Source organism: Alteromonas sp. ASW11-130, from assembly GCF_026183735.1.
Taxonomy (GTDB): domain Bacteria; phylum Pseudomonadota; class Gammaproteobacteria; order Enterobacterales; family Alteromonadaceae; genus Alteromonas.
On the sequence record NZ_JAPFRE010000045.1, the window covers coordinates 286,680 to 304,878 of the forward strand.

Genomic DNA, 18,199 nt, shown 5'->3' on the forward strand with positions numbered 1-18,199 from the left:
CAACGAATGGGGGGCACTAAGCGTGGCGGTTATGTTGGGTACATTATGGTGCAATGTGAGTACCTTAGTCAACTTTTCTAAAAATCAAATTAGTAGAAAAATAGCTGTTGCAAGCTGAGTAGGTGCTTGCTGAATTTAACTTGCTCACTCTTGCTCATCCCCATTAGCAGGATCCACTTTCTTGCTGAGAATTTCACTTACATTCAATTTCAGTCCAAAAATGTCGTTAACCTTTACACACACATCTGAAAGATCTTTTTTCTCTTGTTCAATACCATGAGCAGTTATAGAGCTAATCTCTTTGGTAATGGCCTTCTCCGCTGAGTAACCACTATTAACAAACCAATTGAGCTTTTCAGCACTCTCTTGTTCAGTCCAATAGCTCACCCTTCTCTCGACCAAACTCTGCTCTACACTACTTAGTCCACCTTCAAATACAGGGCTAAGAGCCTCAAACTCCTCAGCAGTTAACAGATCACCGTCTGGATTTTCGAAATACGCCTGTGTAATTTCAGGGCAGTGGGTAATGTTGAAATCTACAACTTTGTCTTTGAGTTCAATTAACGGCTTTAACTTGTCAAGACTGTATTCAGGCGTCTTGGAATGAACATACCCCTTCAGAAAGTCAGCCCATGCTTTACTGAAAAATGTATTATCCTCTGGAACACACTTTAGCAAATCATTATTCGCGATAATCGCTTTGGCCCAGTGTTCCCGGCTTAGTTTACGAATAACCTCATTAGTAAATTGCTGTGCGGATTCATCTCCAAACCTTTGTAATATAAAAAGAGTCTTATTGTATGCAACTGGGTTTTCCTCAATTTCAGTGCGAATAGCTTCTATTGCTCCCCCCTCACACAATTTCTGTGTAATAGAGGAAAGTTCGTCGTCATCTCTCCATCGTATTTCGTCAACGTAGTGAGCACCTGTTTCGAACAGTTTTGAATCAAACTCTGAGCGAATTAACTGCAATGCAAAAAGGTTCCGCCTGTCATTAGCCAATTCCCAGACTCTGTCGTAAGTATTAGATTCACAAATTGCCCGACTCAGAAGCTTTAATTCGTCTTCCGACAACTCACAACTCAAAGCATTTTTGATTGCGGGACTAACCGATTCGTTATCCTGGAAATCCGGGCAACAAATAGCAATTAAAAGGGGTAATGATGGGTTTGACTCAACCGTTGAGCTAACTCCACGCTGCCAAAACTCAGTGCTAGCAACACAATCGTCTATGCGCTTTTTATCTTTTGTACTTGCTAATCCGTACCAAGTAATAATGAAGTTGTAGATGTCTTCTACATCATAATCTCTGTCAGCTCTCTGTAACCAAGTCACAAGGTGCTCAGTTACCTGTTTCCAAAGATTGAAATCAGGCAAGTGTTTAATGGAGCGTTGCAAAACGTCGAAGTGGTCTGGATTAATGGTTGCCTGAGAAAAACTAGCGTTTGCGATAAGCTGTTCGAACACTTGTTTAGACGGCAATACGGATCTGATTCTCACGCCAGCGGACTCACACAAATTCAACCATTGTGGCCAAACTGAAGCATCAAGCTTGTTGTAATGCGTCTGTCTCAATTCCTCACCATGCTTACCAAGGGTCGCCTCAAGGTCTCGCCATGCGATCAATTCCGATTCTGATAGCTTTTCAGAATCAAAGTCTCTTACATTTCTTGAGATTCTTTGCTTTAACTTTGTTCTCAATTGCTTTAGGAAATCGTCTTCTTGGGTAGTTAATTCAACTAACTGCTCAACCGCCGATTTATAGTTGAACTCTCCAAGGTTCCAGTTATCAAATGACCAGAGGTATGAATGTTTAATTTGAGCGATATAATGCCTTAAATAGGCTTTTTTATTGTTAAACGCTTCGTATAACGCTTTGACAATATTTATTTTATACTCATCAACATGCGAATCTGACAGTATCCATTTGTCTTCACAAGCTCTTAACGCCACCCAAAATGCTTCGTCATGCGATTTTTCTAATAAAGATAATTGTTCTCCATTCCCTTCTTTGATGGCCCTCTGAATTTCGGGCGCCAGTAATAGTTGCATCCCTTTTTCGGCAGCAACGCCGAAAAGCATACCTGCCAATTCCTTTTTAAGTTGCTGGGTAGAGTGATGTCCTGAATAGTCGTTTGGAAGACCATCACCAAGCAAAGCATTTCGCAGTTCAGATTCAGACTTTTCTTGTCTGTAGATAGCATACAGACAGATAGCTTCGGCACTTACTTCGTCCTCCCAGTGCATCGCCAACATACCTGCTCGGTTTATTTGATTGTGGATTTGTCTAGGAGAAGGGGATACATCCAATTTACTCATGTACTTGGTGTATGTGTCTCGAAATTCCTTTTTCCGAGCACTTGGCCATCCCGTAAACGCCCGCTCGACGCATGATTCAAGATAACCTATCCATGCCGACACGACAGGCGTTGGTACTTCGGTAACGACCTGGAAACATTTTTCCATAAACGAAGATGCAACATTGCAACCTCCATTACTTTCTTCTACCGCCCAAGCTCGCCTAATGCCCTCTCGATCATAGGGGATTAGAAACCACAACTTATCGGCCCATTCTGGCTTATTTTCGTTAGCTGAGGATGATCGGTGCTGAAAGAAAGTTTGTAATGTGGACCACACACTTTGCGCATATTCGGCATCCACCCGATCCAAATTATCGATGACGATAATTACTCGTTCAAAATTGTAATCATATTCATTGTCAAATATGTGGCTTAATACCTCACTGAAGAAGCGCTCAAACTCGATCGAAGTTCGCTCACCATCTTCAGTGATATCTTGTGTGTAGTTTTCCTGTGACTCAGCTTCAAGAACGTCCCATTTAACATTTTCACCACTACTATCCTTGTCCCCCCATATATACCAATATCCAAGAACAAACAGTGGTGTTAGCGCAAACGTTAGGCCGAACGCAAACGGCCAATTTATGGCATCTGCCCCTTCACTTAAGGGCCATAAAAGGTTTTCATACTTTACGGCGGATAGTAGAGCTGCGCCTACAGGAATAGGCAAGGCAGATATTGACAGTAGTTTTCCAAGCCGTGATGCAGACTTTTCTGTGGTTACTGATACTGTTTTCTTTCTGGCGCTTACTTTTTCACGCAGATCATTAAGAGTTTTATCTTGCCTATTTGGATCTATTGCCTCAACTAGGCTTTCTAAAAATATTTTTCGTAGAGGGTCACCATCATGCGCCCAGGCATCGAACGAAAAAAATAGACTTTTGTCTTGCTCTGGTTCTGCATCAAGCTCCTTTTTTAAAAGATTGATCACTGTTGACTTACCAGAACCCCAACCACCTTCCAAGCCGACAGTTAAGCCTGACTTAGCCGTTGAAATTAGGCTTTTAAGCGTGCTAGCAACACGTTCATGGGTCTTATCTTCGAAGAGATCGGTATCAGCGACCTTCTCTTCGAGCACTCGAAATGAATAGTCGTGGTTTAAATTAACATCATCCTTTGCCATCTTTAGCTCCTTAGTCGTCCACTTTCACTCTGCGTTTACCCGTTAACAATTGCTGCATCAGCGCTTTTTTCTCTTGTTTTAGATCGGCTAGCTGTCGTTCTAGTAGTTCGATTTCCTTGTCTGTGTTAATGAGTACAGAAGCAATTTTACGCTGTTCACTCTTCAATTTTGGCAAGCGAAGTTTTAATTTTTTAGATCCTTTTACATCCAAGTGAAGGACTGTCGAGCCACTTGCCCTTGCCCTCATGAAGTTTCTGTTTTGTCTGATTTTTAACAGGTAAAATAAGAATGTTTTATCAACACACTCATCAATTTCTAACTTTACGATATCCATAGATATGTAAGACTTTTCAAATTCTAGGTTTGGCACTAAAACCGGAGCGCCAACTACTTCAGCATTTCTTGTTAAATCAGTGATTGCAAAAATCAGGTCCCCCTCAACTACCGAGTACTTTTCATCAACAGGAGATAACAAATACTTGATTCCTTTTGAGCTATAACCACCTCCTCTAAGGAAACTTTTTAAAGTGATAAACCCATGCAGAGTTGATTCTTCGGAATACTCGTTTGATTTGTAGGTATAACCCTTATGATACTTTGCAATGTCTGCCAAATGAACCTCTTCCCACTCCCCCTCAAACGGTTTGCCGTTATCATCAAGTAGGCGCTTTCTTTGGGTATGAGCGCCGGTGAGCAGCTGCTGCATGAGGGCTTTTTTCTGCTGCCTACTGTTTTCTATTAAGCGCTCGGTGGTGCTGATGGCCTTGTCCCAGGTGGAGAGGATTTTGGCGATTTTACGTTGTTCTGGGAGCGGTGGCACAAGAATGGGCAACCTCTCCAAAGTAGCTTTATTTAACTTGAATCTTCCAGCTCCTTGCCTAGACAAAAAATTAGTAATATTTCTATGTTTAAAGAAAATATAAAACCACTCAGAGTCACATTCTGAGGTACTTCCCAAAATATGCGCATGATTATTAACTGTGCACTTACCGCTAATAAATTGAGTTTGCGCCATATACGAATACTTCAAAAAATGATCTCCATCTTCTCCTATTAAGGCATAGACTCCATCCTGCTGATATTCAGATATATAGTCTTGAATTTTTGTCGGTCCGTAGTAGGGATAGTCGCCCTTAATAGTTGACCGAACTTCTTGACTGATTGGTTTTCTCAAATTATTACGAATCGAAAGTACATTTGATACTTTATCTAAAGTCCAACCCAGAGGTATTGTTTTCACTTGGGCTTGAACCAGCTCCAAATCAGTTGGCTGATCAGGTACCAGCCGTTCCTGCACGTCCTTGTGCTCACGGCACTCGAGTTTCCTACTCATCGTAACCTAACTCCTTTAAGTAACCTTCCATCTCTACTTCCAATGTCTCTAGCTGGCCCTTCAACTTCACTCGCTCATTGCGCACAGCCATCAAATCGATTTCTTCCTCTTCCTCGAAGGTATCCACGTAGCGTGGGATGTTGAGGTTGTAATCGTTTTCAGCGATTTCATCCTTAGTAGCTAAATAGGCGTACTTATCAACGCTCTGACGAGCGTTGTAGGTTTCAATGATTTTCTGGATGTTTTCTGCCGTTAGCTGATTCTGGTTTTTGCCCTGCTTAAACTCACGGCTGGCATCAATAAACAACACATTGTTGTCGGTTTTGTGTTTTTTGAAGAGCAAGATAGCCGCAGGAATACCGGTGCCGAAGAAAAGCTTTTCGGGTAGGCCAATAACGGCATCTAGTAGGTTCTCATCAATTAATTGTGTTCTGATCTTCCCTTCCGAGCTTGCTCGGAATAACACACCATGTGGCACTACCACGCCCATGCGCCCTGTTGTGGGTTTGAGGGTTTCGATCATGTGGCTGATAAACGCGTAATCGCCTTTTGTTTTGGGTGGAATTCCACGGCGAAAACGGCCGTAAGGGTCGTTACTGGCATCTTCATGGCCCCACTTATCCAAAGAAAATGGCGGGTTAGCGGTGACCACATCAAAATGTAATAAACCTTGGCCGTCTTTGGTTTTTAATTGCGGATGGCGGATGGTATCGCCCCATTCAATGCGGTGGTTGTCTTCACCATGCAAAAACATGTTCATTTTGGCTAAGGCCCACGTAGAGCCAATGGCCTCTTGGCCATATAAGGCATACTTCTTTGAGCCTGTTTTCCTGCGGATAATGGCACCACATTTCATCAACAAAGAGCCTGAGCCACACGCTGGATCACAGATCTCGTCGCCTTCTTGAGGGGATAAAATTTCTGCCAACAGGTCAGATACTTCAGGTGGAGTGTAGAATTCGCCCGCTGTACGGCCGCTGCCCGCCGCGAAGTGCTTGATTAAGTATTCATAGGCATTGCCAATGATATCTAACCCACCAATACGGCTGGGGCGGAAATCTAAAATTGGCTTGCCGAAATCTTCTAATAGGTGACGTAACAAGTCGTTTTTTTGCTTTTCTGGCCCCAGTTTATCGGTGTTGAAGCTAATGTCCTGGAACACGTTTTTAAGCTTGCCGCCGTTGCCTTCTTCTATTGCATGCAATGCCTGGTCGATGCGTTGTCCATTACCTGCCTGATGACGTTGTTCATACAGATCCCAAAAGCTCGATCCTTTGGGCAGCACAAAACGCTGTTTACCCATCATGGCTTCAATTAGCTCTGGCTGGTCGCCGTATTGTTTTTCAAGCGTGGCATATTCATCACGATATACATCGCTGATGTACTTCAAGAACAACATGGTAAGGATAAAGTCTTTATAGGTATCAGCACTGATGACACCACGGAAGGTGTCGCAGGCAGCCCATACCGCGTTGTTTATGTCTGTTTGTGAAATCTGTGTGTCCGTCATCGTTTTTGTCCGTTAATTAAATCTTGTTAACTGTGTTAATGCTCGTGTTTCTGTTAAGCCAATAAGTCTGTTGCAATGGCCTGCATCAGCTGCCGCCGATTATCCAAAAGTTGTTGCATCAGCGCTTGTTCTTGCAAATGTGTTTTAGCAAGTGCTGCAATAGTCCGCTGTTTGTCCAAAGCTAACTGTTTCACCGGTGTTTCGGCCAATATGCTGCGAGTAATGCTGGCCACCAAACTTCCTTGCCCGGCCTTTTGAAAGTAGGTTTGGGCAGGATACTGATTTAGCTGCCAAGCCAGAAATTGAGGGTCGATGCCTTCGTTTGTGACTCGCACAATAAAGAAGTGGGGGGCGCACAATGTGTCATCTGTGTCACGATCCAAACAAGCCGCGATATTTCGTGGTCCACGGGCAGTAAAAAGAATATCTCCTTTTTTGAGCCATTCGGGCGACTTTCTGCCAGTTATGGTTGTGCGTGCCAGCTTTTGCCATGTAATTTCTCCGTTTTCAGTAGCATTTCGAAGCTGGATCACTTTTGCTTCGCCATCTGCCACTTCGGGGATCTTGCCGCGAAAAGGATGACCGGCTTTGATTTCTGCGATGTCACCAAGCACTGTTTGAGTAACGCTCATTTTTATGCACCATTTTAATGATGCACTTATAATTGTTCTTTATTTACTCAAAGTCAAGATTTTATTTGCACCAATTGAAAGATGCAGTAATTAATGTGTGGGTTTGTTATACAAATCCGTATGCCTTGAGAGCGGCTTAAAACACGGTTTCGCTATAGGTGAGTGCGAGACTTTGACACGGATGTTGCCAAGTTTGGCAAGGTTTTGAAATCACGTTTTTGGCGTTTTTTGGTTCTTGAGGGAAATAAACGACAATGTCACCTTATATTTGTTATATAACTTTATAATGGTCATAATCGTTATAATAGTTATAACATGAATCGTTCAATTTTTATATAACCAATGAGCGTTTCGCACTCCCTGAGAGCGAACTATTTTTGAGTGCTTACAGGCAATTCATCGCTGTATCAGACATTATCCGCTCCTCACGTTTGACACGTGAAAAATTCCTATTTGTGCATTTGAGGATTGTTTATATCTATTGGTGCGTAAGGGGTTTTTGGGCAATTTATTGTTTTTCTGTTCTGTTGCCCGTTTACAGTGTGCGGTTCTTCAGGTGGGTATTTACAGGAAGTGATCTGGTTTTAATTGTTCACCTCTTGGCACATTGCGTAGTTATTACTCAACCAATTTTCAAAATCCGCAATGGGCCAGCCGACTACTTTCCTGCCAATTCTAAGCGGCTCAGATATGATGTTTTGACGACGCCAGCGCAACAGAGTACGGTCAGTGACATTAAGTATTTCTTGTACTTCTTTGAGCGAATAGAAGCGCTTTTGATTGTTCATGTGCAATTCTCCTTATGCCGCTAATTGAAGTTCATTAATCGCTGTGATGCCATCAGGGAAGGCCATCGGCACAATGATATCGGCTACCATTGCATGCGCTCTCTTACGGGCTGCAAAGCGGTTATGGCGGTCATATCGACGTGCTTTAGCATTGAGCTTATGATTCAAGCATGCCTCGGCTACATCAAACTCAACGTCAAGACCAGTTAGCATAGTTCGAAACGTTCTACGCAGATCATGTATTGTGAAATACGGAATAGCGACGTGCTTCATCGGACTTTTATCTGATGTCAGAATCATGCGCAGTACGTAATTTGATGCACTTGCAGATAAATGCTTATCGATTGGTTTATGCGGCGCAGCCGGGAATAGATAATCAGATCCGTTTGCAAGTAGATGTAATCGCTCAAACAATGGCATTACTGAAACAGGAATAGGTACAGCAACAGGCTGGCTGGTCTTAACGTCTACCTTGGCCAAATTAAATACTTGAGCATTCCAGTCTACTTGATCCCATGTCGCAGCAAATAATTCCATCTTTCGTAAGCCAAGCGTGAGAAGAAGAACATAACTGATTTTGTGGACCTCATTAACAATCTCAGGGTAACTATTAAGCACCGAAAAAAATCTCTCAATTTCATAATCCGCTAATGCCATTCCAGCATCGGCGATCGCGTGGCCAGCATCCTTCATTGTCAAATTTTCACACACATTGTATTCAACGATTTTGTGTGCCGCTGCATACCCAAACATTCCTTTCATTATGCGCAGGGCCGCCTGCGTTACTGTCGGTTTGTCATCTTTTCTGATCGCAGCCAATACGTCTTCAATTTCACGTAACGTGATCTGTTGTGTTGCAAACCTGCCAATACGTGGACTTACATCTCGATGATAAACGCGGTCATGCATTTGCTGTGTACTTTGGCTGTATGCTTTCGACTCTGTAAAGCGAGCAAATAGCTCATCTACCGTTTTAATGTTACGTTTTTCATTGTTTACTACAGCTAAGACAGGGTGAAACCCTTTTTGGCACTCAGATCGCACGCCGTCCAACTTTTGGACGGCATCGTTCAGTGTTAAATGCTGCTTACTTTGTTGGGTCTCTGCATTGATGGAGAATGCACCAATCACTCGCTCAAGTCGCTTGCCGTTCACTTGAGCACGCAATACCCAATTTGCCTTACCATTGCCTTTTGGCTTCAGGTACAGGTTGCTGGCTACAGCGAACATCTTATGTTCGCTGTCAGTTGTCAGTCTGTTGATGATTTGCTCTTCGGTCATGTTCATAATTCACCTCTCTCTTGAACATGCTTTTTATGAAAACAAGTCGTTATAAATCAGGCAATTAACAAACTAGTATATTTTGAAAATAGATCGGTAAGTCGCGTTTTATCAATAGGTTACAACGCAAAATATTTGTAATTGTTACTTAAGCAAGCAGCAAAAGTGGTGGTTTGTCTGGTGGTGTGCTTTGCTGATATACATGACAACGAAAAACGTAATTGATTTACATCAACAGAAAATAAAAAAGCACATTCAACACTTGATGAAAGAAGCCACTGCTGATTTCTTAGCGCTGTCACCAACACATGGACTCCAGTCAACTCATGTTTTCGAGGGATGGGAGCATATTGTAGAAAATTGGCTGATCTTGAGATTTGATAAAGAAGTGCAAAAGAACGCTGATTTTGTGCAGATCACTGATCTGAAATACAAATTCAATGAACTCAGCATCAACTACATTTCTCGCTTCAATATTGATTACGATGATTTCATTGAGCAGTTAGCAAGCCACCGAAGTTAAGCAACGCCTTAGAGATCAAATCAATGAAAGTATTCGCTAAAGCTAACTGTTCATCGCACATCGCTGATGAATTTGAAGAAGAGAGATGAGCAAAATATTAACAATAGGTGTTAATAATGGAAAATGTGGCAGCAATAAGTAGTGAGCAGAAGTTTAAGATTTTGATCAAGGCGGAAATGCGGTATTTGGCGGATCTGTTTGATTTCGACAATAACCAGTACGACGCGAATAAAGTTAAGAGTTTTATAAATGCAGCGTCACACGGGGAACGCCTTATGGCTCAGTTCGCTTTAGGCGTTTGGCCTGGCACCGATAAATTCAATTTCGACTTTACAGAAGCCGCTGCTCATTTAGAGCAAAAGCAAATAAAAACAGTCACTGACTGGTTGCAAAATCCATTTTGGCCGTAAGTATTCTCAACATCCTTTGGGCAGCTGGGGGGTTAGTTCCGAGTCGGAACTGGTTTCAGAGATCCCGTTCGGAGTCTGAACTAATACATCGAAAGACACTTGTTCGGACTCTGAACCAAGTGATTTGCGCGGACTTTAAGTCTCTTCCTTGTTAACAATGTCCAATAGTCAGCCTGATGATTAGAATACACAGCCTATTTTCATCAAAATTGACCTGATTTCGATGAGAATATCGTTTTTTTGGATTCAATCCCCTTAAATGATTTCCAGAATTCATCGAGTCTGTTCCAACTCGGAACAGGTAAGTGGTGTTCAGACTCCGAACTGAATCCGAAGTATTGTGATCGAAATGTGGTTTTGCTCACAGAAAATTATTAAGCCATCAGCAAATCAATATTTCATGGTAAGCTGCCAACACATCATAATCCGATCGGTAGTTCCGAGTCGGACTACGAATTCAGAAATCAGAATCCCAATTGACAGCCAAACCTGACAAACATGTGTGCCGGTCAGTTCAAGGTATAGTTGCACTTTTCAGCTTTTTCATTTTACAGTTAATTACAGTCGACAATAGTAATTACGAATTTTTCTATACTTCTCTGCAATTGATAATAAGCCCAAATTTCTATGGATTAGTTTCGTAAAAGTATTAAGAGTTTTTTTCTGTTCAGTTCCGACTCGGAACAGCAAATTGGTGTTCCGAGTCGGAACCACATAGTGATAAGGGAAGCCAACTAGAATGTTCTTCTGAACAGTTCTCATATTTTTAGTTTGCAAACCACTTCGCCTTATTACCCTGCGGATACAATGAGATTAGAACTCTTCAACGTAGCTAATAGCTATGTCAGGGAAAAGCCTTTGAAGCCGCTCGACTTGTCTTCGGTAAAATTTTGACCACTTTGCATCGCCTTCATAGATTATGGTTATGGATTGTATCCCCGACTCAATCATTTCGAGAACTTGGCCCGATACTTTGTAATATGCAGTCCCCGACGTTTTTTGGTTGTAGCGTTTCACTGCGGTTTTTTCAGAAGAGTACACGGTATATATATGAATTAAGCTGCTCATAGCTATTAACCTCGTATTGAGGCCAAATATCAATTCAGTTCAAATATGCGAATCATGCGCCAGTTGCATACTGGCAGAGCTTATTGGATACGACATTTAATAACCAAAAGGTATTTGGCATAAACGTCGTTCATAGAAGCGGGGACTTATAGAATGACAAAAATTAATTTGAGCTGATAATCGACAGGTCGTTCGTCAAACGAAGGCCGTGACCAGAACCCCGAATTTACCGATCAAAGTAAATTAATGTCCGTGTAGCCTTTTTTACGACGGGGATATGTTACGACCAAAAACCAAATTGGTCAAGAAACAAACACCCTTGTTCCGACTCGGAACTAAAAAGGGCAATACAATCGATTTAGTCATCCACATCCTTTTTCAACCACCTCATTTCTATTTTTTATACCCTAAAGGGGGACTGTTTCGTTAATACCTTGTAGGGTATCGACTCATGCCGCCTGAAAAATATGCTCAAAAAACCGTCTATTGATGATTCTATGTTCAATGGTATAGTGACAGAACACAGTGAATGTAATTGACCTGTTGTCATATGTCAGTGGTAGTCAATGTGGTGGTCACGCTCATTCAATGACATCGTAAGTGGTTGATTAAGATAAGGTTTACCCACCTTTTATACGCAAAGATCCAGAATATTGAGTAATAAGCGAATCACACGCTGATCTCTGCTATTGCATGGCTATAGTGGTGGTCGGTGTGGCAATCACAGTTCATGCGCATCAAAGATATTGTGATCGAAATTAGCCTATTCGTAGCCAAGTATTAACGGGTTGGGTCATCCTCACTTTCCGCGACACTCATCACTTGATAACTTGATATCTCAGCCTCGCCGAGCCATCCACCATGGTGTTCATGTCTACTGGGTAAATTTTTGAACAACAGCTTGTTTTCAGTGGCTATGCACCACTTTTTACTTACCGCCTCTTTCACCTGTGCCTCTGTGTTACACCAGTGGATTGTTCTGGCACATTTATCACAATATCGAACTTCTGTTTCACCTTGAATTTTTTTAAAGTGAACCAGACCTTATCGCATTTTTTTAAAGTATATTGGCGCGAGCTTTCAGACATAACTGTTCCCTTTATTACTTGCGCAACTCTTAGAGAAAGAGTACACCACCTCCCCCCCCTGATGTCGATTTTTTTTACACACCGGTTAACTTTTTTGTAACTATTTGGCGAGATTTCTAATTAAGCACTTGTTTTTAATCCGGATAAATATACTGGCCCTATTATTGCTTAAAATTATTATCAGTTCAATTTGCTGACGCATGTATCAAAATAAAACATGCTTAGGCTCGATGGGTAAAGTAACATTTATGAAGTTTATAAAATTTTTCCTCACTCCCCTTTTATTCTTATTAACACAACCTGCATTTGCCTCCCTTATAACGTGGGATTCAGCGACGGGTGGGAATGATCATTGGTATCAGGTGGTTTTGGCTGATGGCATCAACAGGACTGAAGCAAATAGGATCGCAGAAAATCGTGGGGGCTATTTGGTGACAATTACCTCGCAAGAGGAGCAGGACTTTATCACTGCAACTATGCTTTCTCCATATGTTAGAGATGAAATTAGAAACTCCATGTTTTGGACAGGTGGCTACGCGACGAATACAAATTTGAGCGAGTTAAAGGATGGTGCTTCGCCTGAGTGGGCATGGCAGAATGGAGAAGCTTGGACATTCGATAATGGTTTAGGGTCTTCCGCTGATGCAAACGGAATGGATCACATTCTGACCGGTGGAGTTGAAGCGTGTGGTTATGATGCTTTCCTCTATTGCGAGTCATTTAATATTGAATTGGCCTCCTTCATGCGCATTTCAGCGTTTGAAAACTGGGACGGTCAAGCCACTGGCAACTGGAGCGATTTACGAGAAAGTGGCACTTTGCCAGAGATGATGGTCGACGCTTTGACCGGTGAAATTACCTCGCCTTTTACTTTAGTTAACCGCATCGGTGGTTATATCATCGAATACAATTCAAAGCCTTTGTCAGTAAGTGAACCCACATCAATTTTATTATTGGCATTAAGTCTGCTGGCAGTGAGTGTTCGTCGCCGCACCCTTTAAAATTGGCTGTGTTATTTCGATACGGTATTAATAAATTCAGCTCAGGGAACGCCGCATTATTAGTTAAATGCCCACATCGTCCCTGTTGGTAACAACAGTGACGATGTGCTAAACGCTCATGATATGTAAGCTGATATCATACAACAGGTCTACTACGCTTCGTTTGTAGACAACAAATATCCCTGACTGGTGGCTTTACGAATAATTGGTTTGCCAGCCAGTCCGGTAACCGGCCAGCGGGCTTCTAGCAGTCTGTTTCTCGCGATACGCGTGATCGTAACAGCATTAGCCTGGTTGCCGCCTAGCACGTGATAGGCGTCGTCATCTTCAGCCCAGTACAAGCCAACATGTCCTTTGTAGCTCTGTTTTGTTTCCCGCCAAAATATAAGCACTGCCCCTAACCCCGGGGTGGTCCGTGCACCGAATTTCTGCCAGTTTCTAGCGAGCAGGGGGTTGTTGGGGATTGCTTCGTTACTGAGTTGAGTGCTTATGCAATGCGCTACAAACAGGCCGCACCAAGGGATATCATCATCATTGTAGTCAGCTAGCCCGAGTTTCGCTGCCCAATCTATTATCAGCGGATTGGAGCCTTTTCCTGCCACCTCCTTCACGTCTAACAGGTTCATGGCTATTTCTAACCAGGGTAAAGAAAGTGGAAGGCATTCTTCATCTTTATCTGAGGTGGAATCCTGGGGAAATAATTTTGCAAGCGTTTTCGGACCCACTAAGCCATCTGCGGTTAAGCCGTTTTCCTGTTGAAACTGCTTTATTGCTTTGGTCGTTAATCTGCCTGGAAATCCATCAATCGGACCTGGGTTGTAACCACGATCAAATAGGGCTTGTTGTATATCTTTGGTAATCATTGGCTATACCTTTTGAGATGTGGCTGCATAATACTAAGTTGGTGTTATCTATAAGAGGTATAGCTTAATTTCATCAATGCTCAACCCTTTTTGGCTCAGCTGAATAATTTAACCTGAAGTAGTTGGTGGCTGGGAAAACTGGGCTGACGAGAAGAGGCCGATGAGGCGTTGTTGCCGATAGATTAACTTCTCCGTCATGCTTTGGAGTTTATTGGCGTGACAATAAAGAAGGCTCCGGGAAGGTTCCCGGAGCAGGTCGAATTAAACGCCTTCGCGAAGTGGTCGGATTTCCAGCTCCACACGACGGTTCATTTGTCTGTTGGCAGCGCTGTCGTTAGGCACTTTGGGCTTATACTCACCCAGACCCACGGTGGTGATACGTGTAGGATTTACATTGTAAGAAGTCAGTTGTGATTTAACTGCTTCTGCGCGACGTTCCGACAAAGCCTGGTTATGCTGATCGCTACCTGTATCGTCAGTGTGTCCTTTAATCATTAGGATGGTTTTCTCATAATTATTAACCACCTTCGCTACATCATTTAGCACGGGATTAAAATTGGGACTAATCGACGCACTATTAGTGGCAAAAGTAATATCCCCTGGCATAACTAAACGCAAATTGTCACCATCTCGGACCACATCTACACCCGTATCCGCCAGCTCATCACGTAATTCCTTTTCTTGTTTGTCCATATAGTTACCAATTGCGCCACCTGCGATAGCTCCTACTGCCGCGCCCCAGGCATATCGGCTTTTGTCATGATCGCCCGTAGCTTTACCCAATAATGCACCTACCACGGCGCCAATACCTGCACCTTTTTGAGTATTGGAAAGGCTATTGTTATTGGCACAGCCCGCCAGTGCTATTGACGACGCCATTGCTGTTGCAATTACAAATTTTTTCATATTCGACTTATCCTTATATTTCAAATAATACTTGCTATGTAGAACCTTTGCAGCAAGACCTATTCCAGCTACATACGTAACTTTTATCAGTATGGGTTAATGAAGCTGAATGACGCCTAAATGAAGAGAGAGAAAAGCATTGGTAAAAGTAACCTTCCTTGCCTCATTAGTATTTTGATAAGAATAGTGAAAACTAATTGCGTCATTTAGACCGCAATAGATTTTTCGAAAAACGCATTAAAATTAATTTTATAATCGCTGGCCATTACCGGCTTATCAATTTTTACCGTGGTGGTCGAATTAAGATCGATATCTTTGGGTTCAAGAAAGTGATTTCCTCGAAGGGAATAAAATACTTTTACCTTAGGCGCTGTAGTGGAATCTGTTTGCTCGGTTACCATAGCCAAACGTTCGTTAGATAACTTAACTAAACTTCCTACCGGATAGATACCCATGCATTTAATAAAGAGTTGAACTAACTCAGCATCCAGTTTGTTTGGCGTTTCACCCAGCAAAATTTGCAACGCTTTTTGGCTTGGCATCCCAGCTTTGTAACAGCGGTCCGCAGTGAGCGCATCGTACATGTCAACTACCGCCAGCATTCTGCCGGCTCTGCTGATTTCATCGCCTCGCGAGCCGTTAGGATAGCCATAACCGTCTAAGCGTTCATGGTGTTCACTAACTGCCTGCACCAAATGAGAAGCAATATTCATTTCTTCTAATACATTAACACCGTAATAGACGTGATCTTTCATCACATTCATTTCCATATCGGTAAGACGTCCTGGCTTATGCAGAATACTATCAGGGATGCGAATTTTACCGATATCATGTAAAAAGCCTGCATAGGCTAAATCTTCGACTTCCTGATCAGACATTTCAAGAAATCGTCCAAAATTGGCCAGCAAAATCGCCACGTTCAATGAGTGTTCTAACAGATAATCATCTTTTTCGCGGATTTTAGTAAGGCAAACAAGCGCATCGGGATTACGATCTATAGATGAAACTAAGTTTTGACTGAATTCACGGGGAATTTTATTATCGAATGGTAAGCCCTTTTTCACCGCATTAAGCAGCTGTTTTTGTATCGCCTTCCCGCGTTTATGAATCCGCTCGGCACGTAGCAACTCTTGAGTGAAACTTACAGCATTTCCTACTTCCTTTTCAGGTTCGGAACTGGGGGTTGAACGTGCGGTATCATCAGCTGCTTCTTCAATATTGTCCTCGTCAGGAACAAACTGTTTAGAAACATCAATAATTAACCGCTTGACGCCACGCCGCTTCAAGCTATCGACAATAGCTTTTTTTGTCACGCGTCCCTTACTTTTGATCTGCACTTTCCCAGATTGCTCAAGAATCTGGTGCACATACATCCCAGGTTTAAGTTCACTAATTTTGATAGACTTTAAGGCGCTGTCCGACATACTCGTTAAATAGGGAAGCAAATTATTGCTACCGAAAATACCTGACTTTTAATGTGGTAACAAGTTTTTAAAACGCTAGCCTGTATAAAATATCGGTTAAATCTGGATCCCATTTGTATTTTTTCATTTCGATGTAATTATTGTTGACTAGCACCCCTTCGCTCATGATACGTTGACATTGTTCAATTGCCTTATCGGAGCCGTTTGGGAATGCAATTTGTCCGTTAGATTTGACCACCCTGTGCCAAGGAAGATTTCGCGTGGGATCATGCTGTTTCAGGTACAAGCCTACTAACCTGGCCCTACCAGGTAAACCAGCTAAATCAGCAATTTGTCCATAGCTCGCTACTTTACCTTCAGGAATGAGGCTAACTGTGTGGTAAATTTGACTTCTGTGTTCTTCAGACATGTTATTAAAGCTAAACTAGGTGAAATATGCGTTCTTATTGTTCCATGTGCCACTTCCCCGCGTCTACATGTTTGTGTGCGCATATCTCCCGTACCCCATGCCCGCTTTCCATTGTTGTCCTCCAGCATAATAATGAAGCTGGCCATGCGAAAAATACCGTTAGGCTATTAAAGCTCGCCATGCCAGAGATACGTGTAATAACGGGCAGAACTCCATCTGATTTTACTGATATAGCCTTAGAGGTTACGTCGGGGCAGAGTGGGGTGATATACCCAACTGAGAACAGCACAGCGCTGGAAGAATACGAAAAACGCGGTGAACCAACGTTACTTAAACAACTTATCTTCATTGATGGAAGCTGGCCGCAAGCTTATGGTATATGGCAAGCCAATACATGGTTACACGCATTGCCACAGTTTCACTTTAATGACGCGCCTAAAAGTGAATATGAAATTCGTCACGTAAGAATGAAAAATAGTCTATCCACGCTTGAAGCAGTTAGCTATGCGATTTCAACGATCACAGCTACAGATACGTCACCACTTCTAAAACTTCAATTAGCATTTCAACAAAAGTGGCGTTCCCCCAAATCCCATCGCAGAAATTAATTATTTATCTGACCACATGGCAAATTCGCTTCCACCAGGTTCGATAAAATGGAAACGTCTTCCCCCGGGGAAATTGAAAATAGGTTCATTTATTTTACCGTTCGCCCTTTCTACTATCGATTGAGTTTGCTCCAAGTCAGTAGTATAAAAAACGATTAACGAAGCGCCATTGCTCCGCAGTGAAACTTGATCATTTAAATAGAAACCACCCTCTATTTCAGATGCGGTAAAAGCAACATATTCCTCGCCATAATCGGTGAAAGACCAGTTGAAAACATTACCGAAAAACGCCTTCGTTTTCTGCAAATCCCTACTTGGCATCTCAAGGTAGTTAATCGACATATTCTTAGCCATGACCCATCTTCCTTATTGATCTACTCATTTGAATATTGCGCGATAACTTCCGCACCCGTCATTTTAACGGTGTCGTTAGAGAATTCGTAATAGTGCGGCTTTTCATCAATGAAAATTTGCGAGGCCATTGTGACGTTATCCCCTAATTGCATTAACCCTGCTGGAATAAAATAACTCCCAGACTCAAGATAATGATAAAAAAGATGGGTACCACACTGTTTACAAAAGCCTCGTTCCGCCCATTCAGAAGAGTGATATCGCACAATATAGGGCTCGCCTTTAAATGAAACCTTGGTACCGCAATTAGCAACCATCATGGGACCACCGCCCCATTGACGGCACGTTGAGCAATGACAAATATGTAATTCAGAAATGGGATCTGCAATAGAAAGTGAAACCGCGTTGCACAAACAGTGTGCTTGTTTACTTTGTTCGGTCATGAGGGGTCCTGATTAACCTAGATAAGTTAACCATAGATTGATTCTGGGAAGATGACCAAAAAAAACCCGGTGAAAGCA

18 protein-coding genes are annotated in these 18,199 nt (G+C 42.4%); 4 read left to right on the forward strand and 14 right to left on the reverse strand.

The genetic code is table 11. The annotated features are described in order from the left end of the window. Positions 1 to 144: 144 nt before the first annotated feature. The 6 genes from OPS28_RS16470 to OPS28_RS16495 all read right to left on the reverse strand — a co-directional run bounded on the left by OPS28_RS16470 (position 145) and on the right by OPS28_RS16495 (position 9,033). Positions 145 to 3,483 carry a P-loop NTPase fold protein gene (locus tag OPS28_RS16470; RefSeq protein ID WP_265610558.1) on the reverse strand — a complete coding sequence of 1,113 codons (3,339 nt, stop codon included), beginning with the start codon at positions 3,481 to 3,483 and terminating at the stop codon, positions 145 to 147. A gap of 10 nt (positions 3,484 to 3,493) precedes the next feature. Further along, positions 3,494 to 4,816: a restriction endonuclease subunit S gene (locus OPS28_RS16475; RefSeq protein ID WP_265610559.1), complete on the reverse strand. Its 1,323-nt coding sequence runs from the start codon at positions 4,814 to 4,816 to the stop codon at positions 3,494 to 3,496. Next, positions 4,809 to 6,326, reverse strand: coding sequence for a type I restriction-modification system subunit M (locus OPS28_RS16480; protein ID WP_265610560.1), 1,518 nt, complete (start codon positions 6,324 to 6,326; stop codon positions 4,809 to 4,811). Before OPS28_RS16480 ends, OPS28_RS16475 begins: the two co-directional genes overlap by 8 nt. A 53-nt stretch (positions 6,327 to 6,379) precedes the next feature. Further along, positions 6,380 to 6,958 carry a restriction endonuclease subunit S gene (locus OPS28_RS16485; RefSeq protein WP_265610561.1) on the reverse strand — a complete coding sequence of 193 codons (579 nt, stop codon included), beginning with the start codon at positions 6,956 to 6,958 and terminating at the stop codon, positions 6,380 to 6,382. Between the two features lie 584 nt (positions 6,959 to 7,542). Further along, positions 7,543 to 7,746, reverse strand: coding sequence for a helix-turn-helix transcriptional regulator (locus OPS28_RS16490; RefSeq protein ID WP_265610562.1), 204 nt, complete (start codon positions 7,744 to 7,746; stop codon positions 7,543 to 7,545). Positions 7,747 to 7,758: 12 nt separating this feature from the next. Beyond that, on the reverse strand, positions 7,759 to 9,033 hold the full coding sequence (locus OPS28_RS16495; RefSeq protein WP_265610563.1) for a tyrosine-type recombinase/integrase: 1,275 nt from the start codon (positions 9,031 to 9,033) through the stop codon (positions 7,759 to 7,761). 196 nt (positions 9,034 to 9,229) lie between these two features. Between OPS28_RS16495 and OPS28_RS16500 the strand changes: the two genes are divergently transcribed. Continuing rightward, positions 9,230 to 9,550, forward strand: coding sequence for a hypothetical protein (locus OPS28_RS16500; protein ID WP_265610564.1), 321 nt, complete (start codon positions 9,230 to 9,232; stop codon positions 9,548 to 9,550). Positions 9,551 to 9,666: 116 nt separating this feature from the next. Beyond that, complete coding sequence (locus OPS28_RS16505; RefSeq protein ID WP_265610565.1) at positions 9,667 to 9,960, forward strand: hypothetical protein; 294 nt, start codon at positions 9,667 to 9,669, stop codon at positions 9,958 to 9,960. A gap of 813 nt (positions 9,961 to 10,773) precedes the next feature. On the opposite strand, the gene OPS28_RS16510 is transcribed toward OPS28_RS16505, so the two are convergent. Both OPS28_RS16510 and OPS28_RS16515 read right to left on the reverse strand, forming a co-directional pair. Continuing rightward, positions 10,774 to 11,028, reverse strand: coding sequence for a hypothetical protein (locus OPS28_RS16510; protein ID WP_265610566.1), 255 nt, complete (start codon positions 11,026 to 11,028; stop codon positions 10,774 to 10,776). A 780-nt stretch (positions 11,029 to 11,808) separates the two neighbouring features. Next, complete coding sequence (locus OPS28_RS16515; protein ID WP_265610567.1) at positions 11,809 to 11,976, reverse strand: hypothetical protein; 168 nt, start codon at positions 11,974 to 11,976, stop codon at positions 11,809 to 11,811. A gap of 388 nt (positions 11,977 to 12,364) precedes the next feature. On the opposite strand from OPS28_RS16515, the gene OPS28_RS16520 reads away from it, so the two are divergent. Next, a complete protein-coding gene (locus OPS28_RS16520) occupies positions 12,365 to 13,117 on the forward strand; it encodes a PEP-CTERM sorting domain-containing protein (RefSeq protein WP_265610568.1) in 753 nt (250 codons plus the stop codon). 152 nt (positions 13,118 to 13,269) lie between these two features. On the opposite strand, the gene OPS28_RS16525 is transcribed toward OPS28_RS16520, so the two are convergent. The 4 genes from OPS28_RS16525 to OPS28_RS16540 all read right to left on the reverse strand — a co-directional run bounded on the left by OPS28_RS16525 (position 13,270) and on the right by OPS28_RS16540 (position 16,719). Further along, positions 13,270 to 13,980, reverse strand: coding sequence for an NlpC/P60 family protein (locus tag OPS28_RS16525; RefSeq protein WP_265610569.1), 711 nt, complete (start codon positions 13,978 to 13,980; stop codon positions 13,270 to 13,272). Positions 13,981 to 14,241: 261 nt separating this feature from the next. Further along, positions 14,242 to 14,886 carry an OmpA family protein gene (locus OPS28_RS16530; protein WP_265610570.1) on the reverse strand — a complete coding sequence of 215 codons (645 nt, stop codon included), beginning with the start codon at positions 14,884 to 14,886 and terminating at the stop codon, positions 14,242 to 14,244. 206 nt (positions 14,887 to 15,092) lie between these two features. Beyond that, positions 15,093 to 16,310, reverse strand: a complete 1,218-nt coding sequence (locus OPS28_RS16535; RefSeq protein ID WP_265610571.1) for an HD-GYP domain-containing protein — start codon at positions 16,308 to 16,310, stop codon at positions 15,093 to 15,095. 67 nt (positions 16,311 to 16,377) lie between these two features. After that, positions 16,378 to 16,719 (reverse strand): MGMT family protein, encoded by a 342-nt coding sequence (locus OPS28_RS16540; protein WP_265610572.1) that lies wholly within the window; start codon positions 16,717 to 16,719, stop codon positions 16,378 to 16,380. A gap of 26 nt (positions 16,720 to 16,745) precedes the next feature. On the opposite strand from OPS28_RS16540, the gene OPS28_RS16545 reads away from it, so the two are divergent. Further along, positions 16,746 to 17,327 (forward strand): tRNA-uridine aminocarboxypropyltransferase, encoded by a 582-nt coding sequence (locus tag OPS28_RS16545; protein WP_265610573.1) that lies wholly within the window; start codon positions 16,746 to 16,748, stop codon positions 17,325 to 17,327. On the opposite strand, the gene OPS28_RS16550 is transcribed toward OPS28_RS16545, so the two are convergent. Together OPS28_RS16550 and OPS28_RS16555 are read right to left on the reverse strand one after the other, a co-directional pair. After that, on the reverse strand, positions 17,328 to 17,681 hold the full coding sequence (locus tag OPS28_RS16550) for a VOC family protein (RefSeq protein ID WP_265610574.1): 354 nt from the start codon (positions 17,679 to 17,681) through the stop codon (positions 17,328 to 17,330). A gap of 20 nt (positions 17,682 to 17,701) precedes the next feature. Continuing rightward, entirely contained in the window at positions 17,702 to 18,121 is a 420-nt protein-coding gene (locus OPS28_RS16555) for a GFA family protein (RefSeq protein WP_265610575.1), read from the reverse strand. Between the last annotated feature and the right edge of the window lie 78 nt (positions 18,122 to 18,199).